At 69.7% G+C, this 19,610-nt stretch carries 18 protein-coding genes; 6 read left to right on the forward strand and 12 right to left on the reverse strand.

The features are described from left to right. Positions 1–98 precede the first annotated feature (98 nt). From pepN to FHS55_RS02140, 4 genes are all read right to left on the reverse strand, one after another. Complete coding sequence (gene pepN, locus FHS55_RS02125; protein WP_183188019.1) at positions 99–2,744, reverse strand: aminopeptidase N; 2,646 nt, start codon at positions 2,742–2,744, stop codon at positions 99–101. Positions 2,745–2,824: 80 nt separating this feature from the next. After that, positions 2,825–3,199 (reverse strand): dihydroneopterin aldolase, encoded by a 375-nt coding sequence (gene folB / locus FHS55_RS02130; protein WP_183188020.1) that lies wholly within the window; start codon positions 3,197–3,199, stop codon positions 2,825–2,827. Positions 3,200–3,214: 15 nt separating this feature from the next. Beyond that, the gene (locus FHS55_RS02135) at positions 3,215–4,273 is read right to left on the reverse strand and encodes a hydantoinase/oxoprolinase family protein (RefSeq protein ID WP_246339757.1); all 1,059 of its coding nucleotides are present in this window, start codon (positions 4,271–4,273) and stop codon (positions 3,215–3,217) included. Beyond that, on the reverse strand, positions 4,270–5,247 hold the full coding sequence (locus tag FHS55_RS02140; RefSeq protein WP_183188021.1) for an ATP-grasp domain-containing protein: 978 nt from the start codon (positions 5,245–5,247) through the stop codon (positions 4,270–4,272). Before FHS55_RS02140 ends, FHS55_RS02135 begins: the two co-directional genes overlap by 4 nt. A gap of 44 nt (positions 5,248–5,291) precedes the next feature. Here FHS55_RS02140 and FHS55_RS02145 point away from each other — a divergent pair, with 44 nt between their 5' ends. After that, on the forward strand, positions 5,292–5,990 hold the full coding sequence (locus FHS55_RS02145) for a HisA/HisF-related TIM barrel protein (protein ID WP_183188022.1): 699 nt from the start codon (positions 5,292–5,294) through the stop codon (positions 5,988–5,990). Positions 5,991–5,995: 5 nt separating this feature from the next. Here the strand turns inward: FHS55_RS02145 and FHS55_RS02150 are convergent, their stop codons facing one another. The 6 genes from FHS55_RS02150 to FHS55_RS02175 all read right to left on the reverse strand — a co-directional run bounded on the left by FHS55_RS02150 (position 5,996) and on the right by FHS55_RS02175 (position 11,882). Further along, a complete protein-coding gene (locus FHS55_RS02150; protein ID WP_183188023.1) occupies positions 5,996–6,832 on the reverse strand; it encodes a triphosphoribosyl-dephospho-CoA synthase in 837 nt (278 codons plus the stop codon). After that, positions 6,829–7,749, reverse strand: a complete 921-nt coding sequence (locus FHS55_RS02155; protein ID WP_183188024.1) for a RimK family alpha-L-glutamate ligase — start codon at positions 7,747–7,749, stop codon at positions 6,829–6,831. Before FHS55_RS02155 ends, FHS55_RS02150 begins: the two co-directional genes overlap by 4 nt. Before the next feature lie 8 nt (positions 7,750–7,757). Beyond that, on the reverse strand, positions 7,758–8,726 hold the full coding sequence (mch, locus tag FHS55_RS02160) for a methenyltetrahydromethanopterin cyclohydrolase (protein WP_183188025.1): 969 nt from the start codon (positions 8,724–8,726) through the stop codon (positions 7,758–7,760). 2 nt (positions 8,727–8,728) lie between these two features. Beyond that, on the reverse strand, positions 8,729–9,886 hold the full coding sequence (locus FHS55_RS02165) for an ATP-grasp domain-containing protein (protein ID WP_246339758.1): 1,158 nt from the start codon (positions 9,884–9,886) through the stop codon (positions 8,729–8,731). Then, positions 9,870–10,772 (reverse strand): NAD(P)-dependent methylenetetrahydromethanopterin dehydrogenase, encoded by a 903-nt coding sequence (locus FHS55_RS02170; RefSeq protein ID WP_183188027.1) that lies wholly within the window; start codon positions 10,770–10,772, stop codon positions 9,870–9,872. Before FHS55_RS02170 ends, FHS55_RS02165 begins: the two co-directional genes overlap by 17 nt. 90 nt (positions 10,773–10,862) lie before the next feature. Further along, complete coding sequence (locus FHS55_RS02175; protein ID WP_343055942.1) at positions 10,863–11,882, reverse strand: beta-ribofuranosylaminobenzene 5'-phosphate synthase family protein; 1,020 nt, start codon at positions 11,880–11,882, stop codon at positions 10,863–10,865. A 180-nt stretch (positions 11,883–12,062) separates the two neighbouring features. On the opposite strand from FHS55_RS02175, the gene FHS55_RS02180 reads away from it, so the two are divergent. From FHS55_RS02180 to FHS55_RS02200, 5 genes are read left to right on the forward strand one after another with little or no spacing between them, the layout of a single operon-like run. Further along, positions 12,063–12,443 (forward strand): 4a-hydroxytetrahydrobiopterin dehydratase, encoded by a 381-nt coding sequence (locus tag FHS55_RS02180; RefSeq protein ID WP_183188029.1) that lies wholly within the window; start codon positions 12,063–12,065, stop codon positions 12,441–12,443. 13 nt (positions 12,444–12,456) lie between these two features. Continuing rightward, positions 12,457–13,698, forward strand: coding sequence for a formylmethanofuran dehydrogenase (locus tag FHS55_RS02185; protein WP_183188030.1), 1,242 nt, complete (start codon positions 12,457–12,459; stop codon positions 13,696–13,698). Beyond that, positions 13,699–15,366, forward strand: a complete 1,668-nt coding sequence (locus FHS55_RS02190) for a formylmethanofuran dehydrogenase subunit A (protein WP_183188031.1) — start codon at positions 13,699–13,701, stop codon at positions 15,364–15,366. Beyond that, positions 15,363–16,277, forward strand: a complete 915-nt coding sequence (fhcD, locus tag FHS55_RS02195; RefSeq protein WP_183188032.1) for a formylmethanofuran--tetrahydromethanopterin N-formyltransferase — start codon at positions 15,363–15,365, stop codon at positions 16,275–16,277. The genes FHS55_RS02190 and fhcD overlap by 4 nt, the downstream gene beginning before the upstream one ends. Then, on the forward strand, positions 16,274–17,071 hold the full coding sequence (locus tag FHS55_RS02200) for a formylmethanofuran dehydrogenase subunit C (protein ID WP_183188033.1): 798 nt from the start codon (positions 16,274–16,276) through the stop codon (positions 17,069–17,071). Before fhcD ends, FHS55_RS02200 begins: the two co-directional genes overlap by 4 nt. Positions 17,072–17,226: 155 nt before the next feature. On the opposite strand, the gene mgtE is transcribed toward FHS55_RS02200, so the two are convergent. Beyond that, the gene (mgtE, locus tag FHS55_RS02205) at positions 17,227–18,630 is read right to left on the reverse strand and encodes a magnesium transporter (RefSeq protein WP_183188034.1); all 1,404 of its coding nucleotides are present in this window, start codon (positions 18,628–18,630) and stop codon (positions 17,227–17,229) included. Positions 18,631–18,865: 235 nt separating this feature from the next. Further along, positions 18,866–19,594: a (5-formylfuran-3-yl)methyl phosphate synthase gene (locus FHS55_RS02210; protein ID WP_183188035.1), complete on the reverse strand. Its 729-nt coding sequence runs from the start codon at positions 19,592–19,594 to the stop codon at positions 18,866–18,868. Positions 19,595–19,610: the final 16 nt, after the last annotated feature.

Raw genomic sequence — 19,610 nt, forward strand, 5'->3', positions numbered from 1 at the left:
GACCGCCATGTGTCCTGCAATCAATCTTGCAGGGCACCGACTCTAGCGCCAATCCGTACCGACCGGAATGACGAATACTGCGCTTTTTATACGCTCGCTTAGCTGAGAGAACGGGCAGCGATGTCGGCGACATCGGGCGAGAGGCCGGGCGTGTCGGCTACCCTCCTCACTTCAGCCTCGGCGAGGGAGCGGCGCTGGGGCTCCAGCGCCCGCCAGCTCTTGAAGGCGGAGAGCAAACGCGCGGCAACCTGCGGGTTCCGGCCGTCGAGCGCCAGCACGGTATCGGCAATGAAACGGTAGCCGGCTCCGTCTGCACGGTTGAATTGCGTCGGGTTGGCGCTGGAATAGGAGCCGATCAGCGCGCGCACCCGGTTGGGGTTGCTCATGGCGAAGGCAGGGTGGTTGGTGAGCGTGCGCACGCGCTCCAGCGTCTCGGGCTCGGCGATCTGCGCCTGCAGGGCGAACCACTTGTCGATCACCAGCGGATCGTCGCGGAAGCGCGCGTAAAAGGCGGCGAGGGCCGGCTCGCGCTGCTGCGGTGCGCCATGCGCCAGCACGGATAACGCGAAGAGGCGATCCGTCATGTTGTCGGCGGCTTCGAAATGCGCCACCGCCCGGGCGATGTCGGCGGGTGCCGCCGTGGCGGCCAGCAGATCCAGGCAGGCATTGCGCAGCGCCCGGCGCCCGGCCGAGCCCGCGTCCGGCGCATAGGTGCCGAAGGGCGCGAGGCGGGGATAGGTCGCCTCCAGCAGCGGGCGCAGCGCGTCGCCCAGCGTGCGGCGCAGGTCCCCGCGCGCTGCATGGATCGCGTCGGGGTCGACGTCACGGCCGATTTCGCGTGCCACATCGGTTTCCGAAGGCAGCGACAGCGCCTGCGCGACGAAGGCGGGGTCGAGCGCGGCATCCTCCAGCGTCGCGCCCAGCGCCTCCACCAGCGGCGTCGCCGAAGGGGCGGGGCTGGCGCCCCGTGCCCGCGTCGCCGCGACGAGATGGGCGAGGGCCAACGTCTGCGCCGCGTCGAAGCGGTTGAACGGGTCGCTGTCGTGCCCGGCCAGAAAGACCAGATCGTCGGTCGACAGGTTCGAAGTCAGCTTGACCGGCGCCGAGAAGCCGCGATTGAGCGAGGCGACCGGCCGCGTCGCCACCTCGCGAAACACGAAGCTCTGCCGGGGCTGGTCGATTAGCAGCACGCCGCGTTGGGCATTGCCGCCATCGTCCAGCACCAGCGGCATATCCTCGCCCTCCGGCCCGACCAGGCCGAGCGCGAGCGGGATCACCATCGGCGCCTTGTCCTCCTGCCCGGGCGTTGCCGGCAGATGCTGGGCGATGTCGAGGCGGTAGCTGCGCGTGGCCGCGTCCCAGCTGCCCACCACCTCGAGTTCCGGCGTGCCGGACTGCGCATACCACAGCGCGAACTGGGTGAGGTCGATGCCGTTGGCCTCGGCGAAGCAGGAAAGGAAGTCCTCGACCGTGGCGGCGTCGCCGTCATGGCGGTCGAAATAGAGGTCCATCCCGGCGCGGAAGCCCTCCTCGCCCAGCAGCGTCTTGAGCATGCGCACGACTTCGGCGCCCTTCTCGTAGACGGTTGCCGTGTAGAAATTGTTGATCTCGCGATAGGTGGAAGGACGCACCGGATGGGCCAGCGGCCCGGCATCCTCGGCGAACTGGTGGCTCTTGAGCAGGCGCACGTCGGCGATGCGCTTCACCGGGCGCGAGCGCTGGTCGGAGGAGAATTCCTGGTCGCGGAAGACCGTCAGCCCTTCCTTGAGGCACAGCTGGAACCAGTCGCGGCAGGTGATGCGGTTGCCGGTCCAGTTATGAAAATACTCATGGGCGATGATCGCCTCGATATTGGCATAGTCGGCGTCGGTCGCGGTCTCGGGGCTGGCGAGCACGTATTTGTCGTTGAAGATGTTGAGGCCCTTGTTCTCCATGGCCCCCATGTTGAAATCGGCGACGGCGACGATGTTGAAGACATCGAGGTCATATTCGCAGCCGAACACTTCCTCGTCCCACCGCATCGAGCGCTTCAGCGCATCCATGGCGTAGCCGGCCCGGTCGGCCTTGCCGGGTTCGACATAGATGCCGAGTTCGACCCGCCGGCCGGTGGCCGTGAGGAAATCATCGGAAACCTTGTCCAGCCGGCCCCCCACCAGCGCGAAGAGATAGGAGGGCTTCGGCCACGGGTCGTGCCAGATGGCGTAATGGCGGCTCGTGCCGTCGATCTCGCCGGCCTCGACACGGTTGCCGTTGCCGAGCAGGATCGGCGCCTCCTCCCGCTCGGCCTCGACGCGGGTGGTGTAGACGGAGAGCACGTCCGGCCGGTCGGGAAAATAGGTGATGCGGCGGAAGCCCTCCGCCTCGCATTGCGTGCAGTAGACGCCGCTCGACCGGAACAGCCCCATCAGCTTCGTGTTGGCGGACGGATCGAGCCAGGTCTCGATCTCCACCGTCACCGGCTGCTGCGGCGGGGCGAACAGCGTCAGCCCCGAGGGCGTCGCGCTATAGGCCGTGCCCGCCAGTGGCGTGCCGTCGAGGCTGACCGCCTTCAGCACCAGTTCGTCGCCGTCGAGCACGATGGGCGAGCCCTCGCGTCCGTCCGGGTTCGGCCGCATGGCCAGCCGGGCAATGACGCGGGTGGCATGGGGGTCGAGGCGGATGTCGAGATGGACGGTGTCCACCAGCCAGTCCGGCGGCCGGTAGTCGCTGAGGCGGACGGGCTGGGGTTCGGCATCACGCGACATGGCTAGGCTCCGGAACGCTCATTTTCCCAAGAAGTAGGACCTCGGCACGGGAACCGGAAGCCCCTGCCATGCGCAATCGCTCACCGCGTGCGGATGATCTCGACGCCGACATCGCGGAAGATGCCGGGAATGGGCGCAGCCGGCTTGTGCACCTCCACCCGCACCTTGTCGACCCGCGGATAGCGCGCCAGCACCGCGCCGGCGATCGCTTCGGCCAGCGCCTCGATGATTTGGAAACGGTGCCCGGCGGAGACTTCGTGCACGAGCGCGAACACTTTGTCGTAGCCGACCGTCTCTTCATAATCGTCATGGATGGCAGCCGGCGCGGCGTCGAGCCACCAGTCGACATCGATGACGAAGCGCTGGCCGAGCCGGGCCTCCTCCTCATACAGGCCGTGATGGGCGTGAAGCTCGATGCCACGAAGGAAGATGCGGTCGGCGGTGGAGGCGGCCATGCGGAGTTTTCCCGGTCAGTCTTCGGTGAGGGCGGCGGCGAGCAGGCCGACGGCGACGGCGGGCGCGCAATCGGCGGCCTCGCGCGCGAGGTTTTCGTCGTCCGTCAGCACCTGGGCGAGGTCGAGATAGGCGAGGTTCCGACGTTCGGCGAGCCGGGCGGCGAGGAAGCGCCCGACGCCGGCACCGACGATGAGGTCGGTTTCCTCCGGGCCGGCGGAGGCGACGCCGTCGAAGGCGCGGCTGAGCCGGTGCAGCTGCTCCTCGGCAAAATAGCGGGCCAGCGCCCGGGCGGCCGGCAACACCTGCGGGGTGAAATCCTGCCCCACCATGCGCAGCAGCCGGCGGGCGCTGGCCTCTTCGCTCTTGGCACCGCCATCGGCGCTGGGGTGGAGATCGGCCATCTCGCTCAGTTCGCCGGTGAGCCGATGCACATCCGCCGTGGTGGCATAGTGCTCCGCCATCAGCGGCAGCCAGCGCCCGCCCCATGGCGCGGCCTCCGCCAGCGCCATCACCGGCGTGCGCACGACACCGGCATAGACGAGTTCGTTATTGGCGAGGCGCTGGGCATCGGTGAAGCCGCGCGCGGCGACCCGGCTGGCGCTGAACGGGATGAGGTCGCTGGTGGTCGAGCCGATGTCGATCAGCACGCCCCCCGGCAGCAGATGGGCCAGCACGGCGGCGGTGGCGTACCAATTGGCCGAGCCGATCATGTCGGCATGCGCCGCCGCTTCCGTCGCCGGCACGAAGCCTTCCGGGCCAGCGAACAGCGCGAGCGGCGCGGTGCCAAGTTCCTCGATCAGGATCGCCGCCGTGCCGACCACCCCGGCGCGGCGATCAGGCCACAGGTCCGCGACTTCCGCCGTCATGGTAACGGCGGAGGCGGCGTCACCGGGGAATTCGGCGCGCAGCGTGCGGATCGCCTCGTGCAGATGCGTGGCGCCCTTCCACACCGGGCAGGCAGCGATGCGTACTGCCTTGAGGCGGCCGTCGCGGCCGAAGGCGGCGAGCTTCACATGCGCGCCGCCGACGTCCCAGCCGAGGCGGACGACGTTGCGCAGGGTTTCGGATGTCAAAGGTTGATCTCCACGGGTCGGGCAGGCGGCAGATACGGCAGGTTCGGGACGTCGCCCTCGGGAACCTCGCCGTCGCGGATCAGTTCGGCGACGAAGGCGAGCGGATTGACCGCAAGCGCGTGTCGCAGGCCGACATAGGATGTGGTGAGGCGCGGATTGACCTCGATCACCACCGGCCCCGCCGCGGTGGCGAGGTAGTCGACGCCGACCAGCCCGCGCAGCCCCGGCAGCGCCGCGCCGATACGCTCCGCCAGCGTGCGCAGCGTGTCGTCCACCGGAAAGGCACCGACCGTCACGCCGCTGAACCGGAATCGGCCCTCCACGATCGCGACATGCTGCCGGTTGGCCGAGAGAACATGGGTGCGGCCCTGCTGGCACAACAGGCTGAGGCTGGCGGCGGTTCCCGCGACCAGCGGCTGGATGACGGCGCCCGGTGCGATAGGTTCCGTGGGCAGCCTCGGAACAAGGATCACATCGAGCGCCCCGGCGCCGTCATCCGGCTTGATCACGAACGGGCCCTTCTGGCCCTGCGGAACCATGCCGGGCGGCCAGGTGGGAATGACCGGCACGCCGGCACGGGTCAGCACTTCGGCCGTTTCCCGCTTGCTGGCGCAGATGCGCAACGTGGCGTCGTCCGGGGCGATGACCCGGCTGTTGCGGGTGCGCAGCCGCGCCACCAGCCGCGCGAGGATGCCCTCGCATTCCGGTGCGATCGGCCAGCAGCACTGCGCCTCTGCCGCCAGTTTGTCCCAGAGCGCGCCGGCATCGTCGCCCGGTCCGACGGGACGGCTGGTCCCGCGCGGCGGCTGCGGCAGGCGCGCATCATGCGTCGTGACGACGCGGATGCCGGGCAGGTCCTCGAGATCGCCGATCAGCGCGTCGCGCATCCGCGCGCCTTCGTCTATCAGATCCTCCGGCAGCGCCGCGCCGGCATAAAAGCCGCCCGTGACCGTTTCGCACACGAAGACCTGCATTAGGCACGCCCGATCTGAATAGGCGGGAAGGGAGAGGCCGCGAGGTGGAACTTATACCCGTCCTGGACCTCATGGGAGGTGCGGTGGTCCACGCCCGGCGCGGCGCGCGGGACGCCTACCGCCCGATTGAGACCCCGCTCTGCGCGGGATCGGCGCCCCACGACGTGGCCGACGCCTTGTTGCGGCTCGCGCCGTTTCGCACGCTTTACGTGGCCGACCTCGATGCCATTGCCGGCCGGGACGGGCATGATGAGGTGCTGGGCGAACTCGCGTCCCGGCATCCGGGCCTCGCGCTGTGGGTCGATGCCGGCGAGGCCGAGGCCGACAGGGTGGCGCGCCGCGCGGTGCATGGCCCGGGCCGGCCGGTGGTCGGCAGCGAGACGATGGCGGATCTCGAACAGGGGCGGGCGGCGCTCGCCGTCGCGGGTGCCGTCTTCTCGCTCGACTTCGGCCCGGAAGGGCCGCGCGGGCCCACCGTGCTGCATGCTGATTCGCATCTCTGGCCGGAGGCTGTGATCGTGATGACGCTGGCGCGGGTCGGGGCAGGGGAGGGCCCGGACTATGCGCGGCTCGGCGCGGTCATCGCCCGTGCCGGCGCGCGGCGGGTCTATGCGGCGGGCGGGGTGCGCCATGCCGAGGACCTTGCCCGGCTCGCCGATCTCGGCTGCGCCGGCGTCCTGCTGGCCAGCGCCCTTCACGATGGCCGCCTCGCGCGACGCGAGATCGAGGCCTGGCTGCGCTGACCCGCTCATGCGTCCGCCGGTTCTGCGGCGAGGGCGGCGGCGAACAGCGTCGCCACGGTGAGATCGGCGCTGGTGCCGGGATTGAGGCCGCGTTCTTTCAGCGAGCGGTCGAAGGCGAGAAGCGGCGGATGGCGCGTGGCCGCCGGCGCGTGAAGATCGACCGTGCCGGACACGCGAACGGCCTCAAGCCGCACCTCTTCCGCCACCGCTGTCCCGAATTTGCGGGCGATATGGCTGTCGGGGAAAGCGGTGAGATAGGCGAGGTAGACCGCCTCCGTGCGGGCCTCGGGCGCGGCCTGCGCGAAGGCGGCAAAGCGGTTGAGGCCAATGTCGAACACGTCCTCGAAGCCGCGCGCATATTGCCGGGCGATGCGGTCTCGCCCCGCCGCCAGTACCATCGCCTCCACGAGGCCGATGCGGGCGGGGGCGGCCACATCGTGTGCCGCCACCTGCCCCAGCCCGCCGGGATTGGCGGCGGCGATGGCGCGGAAGGCAGCCTGCGCATCGCCTGCGTCGAGCCCTTTCAGCACGGTGGCGAGACGGGTGCGCAACGGCCCCGCCGCTTCCGCCGCCGCCGCGAGCGGGGCGCAGAGCAGCACGATGCCCAGATTGCTGTTGAGCCCGGTGACCTTGAGCGAAGCCGCCACCGCCGTCTCGATGCGCGCGCCTACCCTCGCGCCTGGTGCCGCGATGCAGGGCGCGGCGGCGGCCGCCGCCCGCTCGAAATGGGCGACCTCCATGCCGTGGCCGGCGCTGAAGTGGTGCACATTGCCCGGCTTGAGCGCATCGAGTTCGGCCAGGCAGGCGCTGCGGAAGGCGCGCGCGATCGCGTCCGGCGTCATCGAGCGGGCATCGGCTCGGGCACGGGCTTGAGCACGCCCGCGAGATAGGCGGCGAGCCGGCCGGCAATGTCCACCTCGGTGGTCTTCTGCAAGCCCTTCCAGGCCGGCATGGAATTGACCTCCAGCACCTGAAATCCGCCGCGCGCATCCTCGATCAGGTCGACGCCGGCATAGTCGGCACCCACCGCCGCTGTGGCGCGGATGGCGAAGTCGAAGGCCTGCGGATCCTGCGGCGCGCGCTCGCCCACAGCGCCCTGATGGATGTTGGTGATCCAGCGCCGCGAGCGGCGGATCATCGCCGCCGCGACCTCGCCGCCGATCACGAACACCCGCCAGTCGCGAAAATCGGGACCGCTCGGCTGGGTGACGAAGTCCTGCAGATAGTAGAGGCCGCCAACCGTCTCCGGTTCCGGAAGGGCGGTGCGCGGGGGGATGCGGCGGATGCCCTTGCCCTGCGCACCGAATAGCGGCTTCAGCACCATGTCGCCCGGGGCCTCGTCGACCAGCGCCTGCATCGCCGCGCGGTCCTCGCCCACGAGGGTACGCGGCGTCGGCAGGCCGGCCTTCGCGATGAGGAAGCTGGTCATGCTCTTGTCGACGCAGCGTTCCACCGCGCGCGCATCGTTCATCACCGTCACACCCAGCTCGCGCAGGGCGTGAAGCAGGCCGAGCCGGGCGGTGATCTGCTCGGTCGTGCCCTTGGCGATGAGGCGCACGAAGGCGGCGGCGGGCAATTCGTCGCCGAAGCCCGGCAGCATCAGCCCATGCGCCGTCTCGCCGATGGCGAAGCCGCAATCATTGAGCGAGAGCACGATCACCCGGAGCCCCGTCCGCTCGATCGCGGCCTTGAGGTTGCGCGTGTGCCAGTCGGCATCCTCGGTGAAGATGACGACCGTGTCGCCCGCCCGCGCGCTCATGCGCAGGCTCACGCGAAGGAGCGGTCGATCACCGCCTCGTCGAAAGCCCCATGGGTGAAGCTGCGCCCGGTCGACAGCGCCGTGACGGTGACGCGCGCCGGGCTGAACAGCATCGGGTCCATGGCGTAGAAGTCGCCATTATAGGCGGTGAAGATCTCACCGAAGGCGCGGCCATAATCGCGCGAGGTGGAGCTGGGCAGGCCGGCCGCCAGTGCGGCGGCTTCCTCCTCCGGCCCCTCGACGAAGAGGTGCACGTCGCCGCCGTAAAGGCTCGCGTCGTTGGTGCGGCCCATGGCGGTGATGAAATCCGGAGCGGGCGGGGGCAGCGGCGCGCTGGCGAGCCCGTCGACGATGCGCTCCAGCGGAAAATGCAGCGCATGCGCCTTGTGCAGCGCCACTTCCAGCACGCGCGCCACCACCTGCACGGTGCCGGCAAGGCTCATGGTGGGGGTGAGGATGAGGGTGAGCCGATCCGGGGCGACGCCGCAGCCGGCCGCGATGCGCTCCACCAGAACCTCGGGGGGGAAACGGTCCACCTCCAGCACCAGCACGGCGCTCGAAGCCTGGTCGCGATAGCCGAGTTCGCCGAACAGTTCCTCCTTGGCGTGCAGCGCCCGCCCGGGGCCGGAGCCGAGCGCGAAGAACTCGCCCTCGGCAAGGCTCCAGCCGGCATATTGGCTGGCAAGGCAGGCGGTGACCGGATCGGCGGTGCGCACGCCGATGAGCGTGCCCCAGCGTTTGAAGCGCGCGGCCGGCACGATATCCACCGCGCCGAGGCCGCCGAGGCAGATCTCGGCGATCAGCCGCCCGGCCTCGATGCCCCCGCGCGCCGTGATGCCGGCGTCGACGATGCGGGCGCCTGCGGCGCTGCGGGTGACGGCGAGCCGCAGCTGCGGCGCCCGGGCGATCAGGTTTTCGACAAGCGGCTCCGTCAGCGTCGAGACGCTCGGGCGCGTGGGGCGGGAAAGGTCGTCCATGGTCAGTTACTCCGCCGCGTTGCGGCTGGCCGGTTCAGGTCACGCCAGAGATGGTCGGTACGGGTGTCGATCTGCGCGCGCGCCTGCGCCACGTCGCGGCCGCGCGCAAGGACGGTGCAAATGGGTTCGCCTTTCGCGATGCGCGCGCCGGCGGGCGGTCGGTCGGCCACCCAGTCGGGCAGGGCGGCGTGCGGCATCGCGACATCGGCCGGGGCGTAGAGGATGGCGGCGGCACGAACCGCTTCCGCCTCGGCCGGCATCTCCGCCGGGTCCAGCGGCGCGCGCTCGGGCAGATCGCCATCGCACGCCGCGATATGCAGCCCCAGCAGAGGCGGCAGCGGCACGTGGTCGAAGATGTCGAGCGTCGCGCCCGGGCGCGGGTTGATCTCGATGAGATGCCAGGCCTCATCGCTCACGATCAGGTCGGCGCTGGCCAGCCCGACCAGGCCGGTGGCCGCGACGATGGCATCCAGCGCCACGGCGATTTCGGTCTCCATTCCGGCCTCCAGCCGGATCGGGCCGGCGGCCCCGCCATAGCGGAACGGGGCCTCCAAGGTCGGCGCGCACCATTGCTCGGAAAAGCCGAGGAGGCGCGCCTGCCGGCCATTGCCGAGGAACAGGGCCGAAACCGTGCGGCCCGCGACGCGTTCCTGCAGGTACCAGCCCTCACCGCGCGCCCGCGCCGCCGGCCGCACATGCTGGCCGCCGGAGCCGCCGATACGCTTCTCCAGCGTCGCCACGCCGGCCAGCGCGCGATCGAACAGGCGCGGATGGGGGACGCCGATATCGCTCAGCAGCCGGTCCATCATCCGCGGCTCCTTGAGCGCGACCAGCGTGCGCCCGCTATTGCCGAGCAGGCGGAACCGCGCGCCGAGCCGCTCGACAAGCTCGGGCGTGGCCTCGAAGCCGGTGCCGAGCACGAGGGGGAGATCGGGGGCGGCATGGCGGGCCAACTGCTCGAACAGGTCCTGCGGGTCGATGGCGAAGCCGGGAAGGCGGCGCAGCGCGAGGGCCTCCACCGCCAGTTCGCGCGTGTCCTCATCGGCGAACAGGTCGAGGACGAGCGCGCGCCGTCCGGCGCGGCGGGCGGCGGCGGCAAGGCCGCGTGCCGCGACAGCGACGACGACGACATCGACATCGACATCATTTCGGTGCGGCAAGGGAGCGGGCCAGCGCGAAGGCATCCTCGAACCCGATGGTCAGCGCCTGCGTCGCCACGCGCATGCGCGCCAGAAGCTCGTGCTGCACGCGGTATTTGAGGTGACCAATGGTCAGCGCGCCGATGCCGACCGCCCCGCCCGCGAGCGGCTTGGCGTCCGCATGGGCGTCGATGCCGGCAATGCCGGCGGGTGGCACGGCGTTGACGTCGGCGGCGACGAGAAGATCGCGGGCGGCGGCAAGGGCATCGGCGGAGAGGATTTCCACCCCGGCCCGGCCGCAGGCCAGCACGACCTGCGTGCCGGGCAGCAGGGCGCGCTTCTCGTCCTCGCTGCTGGCGCTGGCGCTGGCGAGATCCACCCCGAAGCGCTGCTTGAAGTCGCGCGCCTTGGCGGCCACGGCCTCCACGTCGCGGTGACTGACCAGCGTCACCTCGGCTCCCGCCTGCGCGGCGATCACCCCGGCAATGCCGCCGACCACGCCGGTCGCGCCATAGACCTGCACCTTCACGCCCTTGATGCCCTCAGGATGGGTCGGGCGCAGCCGGCGCTCGACTTCGGCCACCATGGCGGCCGCGGTCGTGAACGAGCCGGCCGGATCGACGAAGATGGAAATCTCGAACGGGGCGAACAGCACGCTCTTCGCCTTCGCCGCCATGTCGAGGGCGAGGCTCGCATCCTTGCCGCCGATGAACAGTCCGGTGCGCGGAGCCGCCTCGGGGCTGCGCGAGAACATCATGTCCTGGGTGAGGTCGGCCATCTCGTCGAGCGTCACGCCCGAATAGGGCAGGATGGTCGCGTAGCCGGCATCCACCGCCATGTTCACGTCGAAGGGCGAGACGTGGCGCAGCGGGGAGACGATGTGGAGAATCGGGGCGATGTCCGCCATGTCGTTTCGGTCCCTGGGCAAAATGGGCCTTACGGCCTCTGGTCGAGGAGGATCGGAAGAGCGACGCGGGCGTTTACGCCAAAACCGCCGCTAGCACTGCTCGAGGCAGGCAAGCCATTCGATCCGTGCCCCGGCATTGGCGCCGCGCACACAGTCGAAAGCCAGAGCGGGCCGGTCGCCGAAACGGGCGCGGGCCTCGCTGAGAATCGTTTCCGCTTCCTCGGGGCTGCCCAGCACGGCAAAGCCGGTGGGGCCCCAGGAACTCTGGCCAAGGCCGCGCAGCCCGCGGCTCTCCAGCCAGTCCATCACCTCGGCGACGGATGAGCTTGTATAGCGGCCGCCCTGGGCACTCGCATAGTGGTCTCCGAGCAGACGCTGCATTTCGCCGATGGCTGCGGCGAAATAATCCACATCCCCCTCGGCCAGCGCGGGCAGCGCCACCATCACCGCCAGCCGCGCCATGTGGCCCGCCAGCGTGTCGGCGAAGGGCGGCAGGCCTTCCATGGCGGCCGTTTCCTCGCTGCCGCTAAGCCCCTGATGGCTGTTGTCATATACCAGCAGCAGCCGCCAGTTCTCGGGGAAGGGCAGGCGCGAGAGGATGGGCGGCGGGGCGTCCGAGCCGCGCTTCTTGCCGCCGTCGAGGATCACGCCGCCCTCGGTAAAGGCGCCGATGCCGATGGACGAGCGCGCCCCGCGACCCAACGCCGCCCCCACCTCGCGCGGGGAGAGCGACAGACCGTTCAAGAGGCACAGGCCGGTGGCCACGGCGAGGCCGAGCTGGGTGCCCGAGCCGAGGCCGGAATGGGGTGGCAGCGCCGTCTCGACCGTGATCTCCACCGCCTTGTCGATGCCGAAGCGTTCGGCCGCCTTCACGGCTGCGGCGAGTGCCCGGCCGGCATCCGGCCCGGTGGCCGAAAGCGACGGCGCGCGCCGCATCCGCACGATGGTCGAGGGCCGGTCCAGCGTGATGCCGAGGCTACCGAAGCGGCGCCCGAGCGTGCCGGCGAGATCGAGGAATCCGAGATGCAGCCGGCCCGGCGCGGTGATGCGCACCACGTTGCTGCCGTCCGGCCTGTGCGCCGTCTGCGGGTTGGGCGTCGTCTTGTTCACGGGCGTTTCCTCGATCGCCATCGTAAGGCGGGCGGGGCGGCAAGGACAAGCGCCCCGGGCAAATGAGCTGCGAGGGGGGATTTGCGGCCTGCCCCTGCCGCGTGCTACCGAATCGGGGGAAGCCACCCGCGACAGAACGGGGGCCCGCCGCCTAGAGGACGCACCACGAGGACGCCGCTTATGGCGCTGGATCCGAAAAAGACCTTCACCGACAACGAGGTGAAGGAACGGCTTGCTGCCGACCTGCCGCACTGGAGCTTCCAGGATGGCTGGATCCGGCGCACCTATCGCACGTCCAGCTGGAAGGGAACGCTGATGGTGATCAACGCCGTCGGCCATCTGGCGGAAGCGGCGTGGCACCATCCCGATATCACGGCGTCCTATGCCTGGGTCGAGGTGCGGCTGATGTCGCATGACGCCAAGGGCATTACGGAACGCGATTTTCAGCTGGCTAAGAAGATCGAGGACGTGGTCGGCTGGCAGCCGGGCACCGAGGCGGACAGCGCGCTGGAAGGCACGCCGCGCGGCGATCTGCGCTTCGCCTACATCAAATATGACTGACCGGGCAGGAACGATGGCCGACGTTGCGATTGAGACGATCGAGGATGTGGTCTGCGGCTTCTGCGGGCTGGGCTGCGATGATCTGCGCGTCGAGGTCGAGGGGCGCGAGCTGCGCGCCGCCGGCACGGTCTGCGCGGAGGCGGCGCGGCTGATCCGCCGGCTCGACGTCGCCGACCGGCCGGCCAGCGTGGCGGGCGCGGCGGTCGATCTCGACACGGCGGCCGAGGCGGCGCGCCACATCCTGCTGGGCGCGCGCGCCACGCTGATCGGCGGGCTCGGAACCGACATGGCCGGCGCCGGCGCTCTCACCGACCTCGCCATCCGCTTCGGCGGCGTGCTCGATCACCATGCCTCGGACGGGCTGTTCCGCAATTACGCCAGCGCCCAGCGCACCGGCTGGCTCGCCACCACGCTGGCGGAGGTGCGCAATCGCTGCGATCTGCTGCTGGTCATCGGCGAGGATCCCGCCGGCCAGTGGGGTCGGCTGTTCGAGAGGCTGTTTCCCGAGGCGCCGCTTTTCGCCGAAGGTCGTCGCCGGGTGGTCTTCATCGGCGGCGCGCCGGGCGAGACGGCGCAGCGCCAGCTGGGGCATGCCGACATTTCCCATCTCGCCACGGATGATCCCGTCGCCGTGCTGGAGGCGCTCAGTGTGCTGAGCGACGGCCGTATGCCGCCGGGCGAGGCATTCGGCGGCGTGCCCGCCGCCGAGCTGGCGGCGCTGGCCGAGGCGATGGGCGCCGCGCATTACGTGGTCGCGACCTGGAACGCTGCCGCCCTCGACGACGGCGACCTCGTCGCCGAGCGGGCGACGGCGCTGGTCGACCGGCTCAACGTCACCACGCGTGCGGGCGTGTTCCCGCTCGGCGGACGCGACAACATCATCGGGGTGAACCAGCTTCTGCTGTGGCGGCTCGGCTATCCCTTGCGCACCGCGGTGCGCGGGCAGGCGAGCACGCATGACGGTGCGCTCTATGCCACCGAGGCGGCGCTGGCGGATGCGGATGTGCTGCTGTGGGTTTCGGCCTTCCGGCCGGAGCCGCCGCCTTCCTTCGCGGGCAAGATCATTGCTCTTGCCCATCCCGAAACAGTATTCGAGAACGAACCGGATGTTCTTATCCCGGTGGGCACGCCCGGCGTCGATCATGCCGGCACCGTGTTCCGCATGGATTCCATCGTAAGCCTGCCGCTCGGCGCCTTGCGCGTCGCGACGCTGCCCAGCGTCGCCGAGGCTGTGCGTTGCATAGCGGAGGGGTAGATGAGACTGCGGCTCAAGGGCGGGCGCGTGCTCGATCCGGCCAATGGCGAGAACGGCGTCGCCACCGGCGCGGTGCGCGACATCGAGATCGAGGACGGGCGCATCGTCGCGCCGACCGACAGCAAGGCGGATGCCGAGTATGATCTCGGCGGCGATGTCGTGCTGGCGGGCGGCATCGACCTGCACAGCCACATCGCCGGCGGCAAGATGAACCTGGCGCGCCTGCTGATGCAGGAGGACCGCCGGACCTATCCCGAAATGCCCGGCAATTTCTGCGGCTGCGGCGGCGGGCGGGCGGTGCCGACCGCCCATGCCACCGGCTGCCGCTATGCCGAGCTCGGCTACACCACGGTGTTCGAGCCGGCCATGGTCGGCGCCAATGCGCGCGGCGCGCATCTGGAAATGGCGGACATCCCCAATCTCGACACCGGCGCCTATCTGGTGCTGGGCAACGATGATTTCTTCCAGCGCCTGCTGGCGGCGGGGGCGCATCAGGAGACCGTCAACGCCTATGTCGGCTGGATGATCGAGGCGACGCAGGCCTTCGCCATCAAGATCGTCAATCCCGGCGGCATCAACGCCTTCAAGTTCAACGCCCGCAAGCTCGATCTCGACGAGGCCAACCCGCATTACGGCGTCTCGCCGCGCCGGGTGCTGACCACGCTGATCCGCGCGGTGACGGAACTGGGCCTGCCGCACCCGATCCACCTCCACGGCTGCAATCTCGGCGTGCCGGGCAATGACGAGACCACGCTCGCCACCATCGCCGCCGCCGAGGGGCGGCGCCTGCATTTGACGCATCTGCAGTTTCATTCCTACGGCACCGAGGGCGACAAGCGCTTCTCCTCTTCCGCCGCGCGCATCGCGGAGATGGTGAACGCCAACCCGAACATCTCGGTCGATGTCGGGCAGGTGATGTTCGGCCAGACGGTGACGGCCTCGGCCGATTACATGTCGCAATACCGCAACCGCGCCATTGCCAGCCCGAACAAGTCCATCGGCATGGATATCGAACTGGACGCGGCCTGCGGCGTGGTGCCGTTCGAGTATCGCGACCGCAATTTCGTCAACGCGCTGCAATGGGCGATCGGGCTGGAGCTGTTCCTGCTGGTGGAGGACCCGTGGCGGATCTTCCTCACCACCGACCACCCCAATGGCGGCCCGTTCACCACCTATCCCCACCTCATCCGCCTCTTGATGGACCGCGACTTCCGCAACGCGCAGCTGGCGACCCTCAACAAGGCGGCGCAGGCCCACACCCTGCTGGGCCAGATCACCCGCGAATATTCGCTGGAAGAGGTCGCCATTCTCACCCGCGCCGCGCCCGCCCGCATCCTCGGGCTGAAGGAAAAGGGCCATCTGGGCGTGGGGGCGGTGGCCGACATCGCCGTGCACACCGAGGACGCCGATCGCGAGGCCATGTTCTCCACCACGCGCTACGTGTTCAAGAACGGCCGGCTGATCGTCAAGGACGGGCTGGTGGTGGAATTGGCGCAGGGCACCACCCATGTGGCGCGGCCGGAGTTCGACCGGGCGATCGACAAGGACATGCAGCGCTGGTTCGACGAATCGGTGGGGCTGAAATCGAAGCATTTCCGCGTCGCCGACGGCGAGCTGCGCGGCGGCGCCGGCCCGACCATCCTCAAATGCGAGGGAGTGGCGCCATGATCATCAACGGCGTGGAGATCCGCGACACTTTCGCGGAAGCCTTCCCCATGGTCGGCACCCGTCTCATCGTCACCGCCGATACGCCCGAATGGGCGCTGATCGCCGGGCGGACGACGACGGGATTCGCCACCTCGGTCATCGGCTGCGGCTGCGAGGCGGCGATCGAGCGCACGCTCAGCGCGGAGGAGACGCCGGATGGGCGGCCGGGTGTGTCGCTGCTTATCTTCGCGATGGATTTCGGCTCGCTGAAGAAGGTGGTGCCGCTGCGCCTCGGCCAGTGCGTGCTCACCTGTCCGACCACCGCCTGCTATGCCGGCATCGAGACTGGCAAGCGCGTGCCGCTGGCCAAGACCATCCGCTATTTCGCCGATGGGCACCAGATCTCCAAGAAGATCGGCAACAAGCGCTTCTGGCGCCTGCCGGTTATGGAGGGCGAGTTCGTCTGCGACGAGGATACCGGCTCGGTCGAGGGCGTGGGCGGCGGCAATTTCCTCATCCTCGCCCGCTCGCGCGGCGCCGCTCTGAAGGCGGCAGAGGCGGCGGTGGCCGCGATGGGCAAGGTGGAGGGCATCATCCTGCCCTTCCCCGGTGGCGTGGTACGCTCGGGCTCCAAGGTCGGCTCCAAATACAAGGGCCTGTTCGCTTCCAGCAACGACGCCTATTGCCCCACCCTGCGCGGCACGCGGCCGAGCGCCCTGCCGCCGGAGGTGGGCTCGGTGCTGGAAATCGTCATTGACGGGGTGAGCTTCGCGGCGGTGGCGGAGGCGACGCGTGTCGGCATCCAGGCCGCCTGCGCCGTCGGCCAGGAGGGCGGCGTCGTGGCGATCGATGCCGGCAATTACGGCGGCAATCTCGGCCCCTTCCACTTCAAGCTGCGTGAGATCATGGGCACCGAGGGAGGCGCGGCATGAGCGGGGTTTCGCTGAAGCCACGCGCGCCGTTCGAGGCGCGGGTCGATTTTTCCGGCATCACGCCGGCGGTGACCGGTCCGCTCACCCTGCGCGAGCTGGAGCATCTCGCCGTGCCCCACGGCACGCGCAGCGTGCCGCTGGCGGAATTGTTCTTCATCGAGGGCGCGCCGGATGGCGTTCTCCTGATCGAGATCGGCGATGCGCGGCTGGATGGCGTGGGCGCCGGCATGCTGGAGGGCGAGCTGATCGTCGACGGCCCGGTCGGCGCCTGGGCCGGGCGGGGCATGGCGGGCGGCATTCTGCGCATTGCCGGCACGGCCGGTGACTTCCTCGGGGCGGAGCTTTCCGGTGGGCGGATCGAACTCGCCGGCGATGCCGGCGCGCATGCGGGCGCGGCCTCCTCCGGCTCGCGGCGAGGCATGTCGGGCGGCGTGATCAAGATCAGCGGCCATGCCGGCGCACGCGCGGCCGAGCGCCAGCGCGGCGGCCTGATCCTCATCGACGGCGATGCCGGCGAAGGGCTGGCGACCGACATGATCGCGGGCACGGTGAGCGTCGGCGGTGCCATCGGCCCGCTCGCGGGTCGGGGCATGAAGCGCGGTACCATTCTTGCGACATCGGTCCCCGCGCTCCCCGCCGGCTTCGTCGACACCGGGGCGCATGAACTTGTGGCGCTCGCCCTTCTCGCTCGGCGCGTGCCGGAACTCGCGCGCCTGAAGGATTGGGGCAGCGCCCGCCGTCTGGTGGGCGATACGCTGCTCGGAGGGCAGGGCGAAGTGCTGGCGCCGGGCTGACGCTCCCGGCTCGAATGGTGCCGGCTCGCGTCGGCCCGGCCGCTGGAGCCGGGGTCGGTCAGGTTGAACCAAACGGACCGATCCACGCGCTTCTGGACGATTGATGGAGAATGCGTGACCCCATCTGATCGCGCTGCATCTGTAGGGCGGGTGCCCTACAGCAACGTGCCGCGCAATATGATCAGGGCGACGGTGAAGTAGATCACAAGACCCGTCACATCGACGAAGGTGGCCACGAACGGCGCCGAGGCGCTGGCCGGGTCGAAGCCGAGGCGGCGCAGCACGAAGGGCAGCATCGAGCCGGTCATCGAGCCGAACGTGACGATCGCTATCAGCGCGGTGCCGACGGTCGCCGCGACCAGCACCCAGTGCTCGCCATAATCATGGAAGCCGGCGATCTGCCAGACGGTGATGCGGGTGACGCCGAGCACGGCGAGGATGGAGCCGAGCACGAGGCCGGAAGGCAGTTCGCGCAGCGCGACGCGCCACCAGTCCTTCAGCTTGATCTCGCCCAGCGCCAGCGCACGGATGATGAGCGAAGTCGCCTGCGAGCCGGAATTGCCGCCCGAGCTCATGATCAGCGGGATGAACAGGGTCAGCACGATGGCGCGCTCCAGTTCGTCCTCGAAATGCTGCATGGCGTTGGCGGTCAGCATTTCGCCGAGGAACAGGATGGAGAGCCAGCCGGCGCGCTTCTTCAGCATGGCGACGAAGCCCATCTCCATATAGGGCTCGTCCAGCGCCTCCATGCCGCCGAACTTCTGCGCGTCCTCGGTGCCCTCCTCTATGATGGCGTCGATCATGTCGTCGACCGTGACGATGCCGAGCACATGCTCGTGCTCGTCCACGACAGGCACGGCGAGCAGGTCATATTTCGAGATGAGTCGCGCCACGTCCTCGCGGTCCATCAGTGGAGCGCAGGTGATCGGATCGTGCTTGGGCGCCACCGAGAGGATCGGCTGGCCGCTCTCGCCGGTGATAAGCCTACGCAGGCTCACCGCCTGCTCCAGCTTGTGGGTGACGGGATCGAGCACGTAAATCGCGTAGACCGTCTCGCGCGTGCGCTCGGTTTCGCGGATGTGCCGAAGCGTCTCGCCCACCGTCCACGTGGAGGGAACGGTGACGAACTCCGTCGTCATCAGGCTGCCGGCCGTGTGCTCGGGCCAGGACAGCAGGCGGTTCAGCTCGGCTTGTGTTTCCGGCGGCAGCCGGGCGAACAGGTGCGAGCGCGCCGGCTCCTCCATCCAGCGGAACAGGTCGGCGGCGCGGTCGGCGGACATGGCCGAGACGAGACGCACGGCTTCCTCGACAGGCAGCGCCTCGATGAGGTCGCTGGACAGGTCGAAGTCCGACTGGTCGAGCACCTCCACCTGCTGCTCGCGCGACAGGCTGGCGAGCACGGCGGAGGCAACTTCCGGCTCTTCCTCATCGAGAGCCTCTGCAATGTCGGCAGGGTGTTCTTCGGCCAGCTCGGCGGCTAGCGCAGCCGTGTCGATGAACGGATCGTCACGCCGGTCTTCGTCACGGCGATTGGGCGCCGGGTCGCGGATCTCTTCCATTTCGGCTCTCTTTTCCGACGTCCGTCCCTCGGACGGCCGGCGCAGGGAGCCAAAACCCAGATCAGTTCTGCGGTCGGCTCACGGCGCCGGCCGCCGACGGCCGGACAATCGACTGTAACTGTCGCTGGGCATGGGTAAGGGGGTCCGATTGCGCCACCATGACAGGCGGCGCGAGGGGAATGGACCTCGTCGGAATGGAAGTCAAGCGCGGATGCGCACGCTCTTGTGCGGTGCGTCAGACCCGCCGGAAGCCGCTCGACAGGCCCAGCTTTTCGCGCGCCAGCGCCAGCCGCGCGGGGTCGAGCGTGCCGGTGCGCCCGCCCGCGCAGAGCGCGCCGCGAAAGCCGAGATAGTCCGGCCCGACCGGTGCGAGAGTCGCGATGTCGGACAGCTTGAGCGAGCCGGCAAGCCCGGTCATCAGCCCGTGCCGGCGCGCCTCGCCGACAAACTGACCGAGGGTCAGCGGGTCGAGATGCTCGGTGAGCGAGCCGGACCGCTTGTCCGCTGTGTCGATCATCACCCCGGCGAAGCCGCAGCGCCCGAGCGTGGCGATGAGGCCGAAATCGGGGTTCTCGTCGGCGAACAGCACGCCGATCAGGCGCGTGCGAGCGGCTAGCGGCGCGAGCGCCTCGATGCAGGCGCCCGCATGCGGGGAGGCGAACAGCCCCACCTTGACGATGGGTACGCCCGTGCCGGCGATCCGCGTGGCGGCGGCGAGGATGAGGGCGGGCACCATCGGCTGGTCGCCCGCCGTGGCGCTGAGGGCGGGGCGATGCCCGGGCCCGGCCCCATCCCAGGCGTTCCACAGCATCACCGCGGCGGTCAGAGCCGTTGGGCTCCAGGCGCCGAGCGCGCCGAAGGCCGGCTGCTTAAGGTCGACGATATCGGCGCCGCCCGCCCGCGCCAGCTCCATCTCGTGGAGGTCGGCGACGGAAGCCAGCAGGCCCGGCGGTCTTTCGATCATGATGCGCTCGCGGGCG

Origin of the sequence: Ancylobacter tetraedralis, from assembly GCF_014195655.1 — a bacterium.
Classification (GTDB): domain Bacteria; phylum Pseudomonadota; class Alphaproteobacteria; order Rhizobiales; family Xanthobacteraceae; genus Ancylobacter; species Ancylobacter tetraedralis.

What these genes read in the sequence shown, in the direction of transcription:
- pepN (WP_183188019.1), bottom strand. Translation starts at nt 2,744, where the DNA reads ATGTCGCGTGATGCCGAACCCCAGCCCGTCCGCCTCAGCGACTACCGG.
- folB (WP_183188020.1), bottom strand. Translation starts at nt 3,199, where the DNA reads ATGGCCGCCTCCACCGCCGACCGCATCTTCCTTCGTGGCATCGAGCTT.
- FHS55_RS02140 (WP_183188021.1), bottom strand. Translation starts at nt 5,247, where the DNA reads ATGCAGGTCTTCGTGTGCGAAACGGTCACGGGCGGCTTTTATGCCGGC.
- FHS55_RS02150 (WP_183188023.1), bottom strand. Translation starts at nt 6,832, where the DNA reads ATGACGCCGGACGCGATCGCGCGCGCCTTCCGCAGCGCCTGCCTGGCC.
- FHS55_RS02155 (WP_183188024.1), bottom strand. Translation starts at nt 7,749, where the DNA reads ATGAGCGCGCGGGCGGGCGACACGGTCGTCATCTTCACCGAGGATGCC.
- mch (WP_183188025.1), bottom strand. Translation starts at nt 8,726, where the DNA reads ATGGACGACCTTTCCCGCCCCACGCGCCCGAGCGTCTCGACGCTGACG.
- FHS55_RS02170 (WP_183188027.1), bottom strand. Translation starts at nt 10,772, where the DNA reads ATGGCGGACATCGCCCCGATTCTCCACATCGTCTCCCCGCTGCGCCAC.
- FHS55_RS02180 (WP_183188029.1), top strand. Translation starts at nt 12,063, where the DNA reads ATGGCGCTGGATCCGAAAAAGACCTTCACCGACAACGAGGTGAAGGAA.
- FHS55_RS02185 (WP_183188030.1), top strand. Translation starts at nt 12,457, where the DNA reads ATGGCCGACGTTGCGATTGAGACGATCGAGGATGTGGTCTGCGGCTTC.
- FHS55_RS02190 (WP_183188031.1), top strand. Translation starts at nt 13,699, where the DNA reads ATGAGACTGCGGCTCAAGGGCGGGCGCGTGCTCGATCCGGCCAATGGC.
- fhcD (WP_183188032.1), top strand. Translation starts at nt 15,363, where the DNA reads ATGATCATCAACGGCGTGGAGATCCGCGACACTTTCGCGGAAGCCTTC.
- FHS55_RS02200 (WP_183188033.1), top strand. Translation starts at nt 16,274, where the DNA reads ATGAGCGGGGTTTCGCTGAAGCCACGCGCGCCGTTCGAGGCGCGGGTC.
- mgtE (WP_183188034.1), bottom strand. Translation starts at nt 18,630, where the DNA reads ATGGAAGAGATCCGCGACCCGGCGCCCAATCGCCGTGACGAAGACCGG.
- FHS55_RS02210 (WP_183188035.1), bottom strand. Translation starts at nt 19,594, where the DNA reads ATGATCGAAAGACCGCCGGGCCTGCTGGCTTCCGTCGCCGACCTCCAC.